Origin of the sequence: Haloferula sp. A504 (assembly GCF_044385805.1) — a bacterium.
GTDB lineage: Bacteria > Verrucomicrobiota > Verrucomicrobiia > Verrucomicrobiales > Akkermansiaceae > Haloferula.
In genome coordinates, this window is record NZ_JBISBU010000202.1 from 1 (window position 1) to 506 (window position 506).

Below are 506 nucleotides of genomic sequence, written 5' to 3' on the forward strand. Positions count from 1 at the left end.
GTCATCGGGTGCTGCGGCTGCGAGCGGATGTGGGACACGCGGTCCTTCTGCATCTCCTTCTGGAAGCGGCTGGTGCCGCGCCAGGTGGCATACTGGCGGCCGTTGTCGGTGAGCATCTCGCGGGGCACGCCGTATTCTCCGACGGCCCGGCGGTAGAGCTCGATGACGGCCTCGGCGGTCTGGCTGCGGAACAACTCCGCTCCGGTGATGAAGCGCGAGTAGTCGTCGAGGTAGGCGACCAGATAGGCGTAGCGGCCTCCGAGCCGGAAGGTGAAGATGTCGCTCTGCCACATCTGGTTGGGCGTGGCCCGCTCGAAACGCCTCGGCTTGGAGGGGTTGCGGCGGGGCTTGCGCCGCGCTTTCTCGATGAGGGCCTCCTCATTGAGCGTCCGGCGGACGGTCTCGGGGCTGGCCTCCATGAGGAACCAGCGGCGCAGCACCTGGGCGATGCGGCGCACGCCCCAGCCGGGGTTGGCCTGCTTGAGATCGACGATCTTGCCACGCAC

General features: G+C 68.0%; 1 protein-coding gene. It reads right to left on the reverse strand.

Features of this window, described 5'->3' with window-relative positions:
• Positions 1-506 (reverse strand): DDE-type integrase/transposase/recombinase (locus ACG2LG_RS24185; protein WP_396263473.1); only part of this gene is annotated, 506 nt, incomplete at both ends.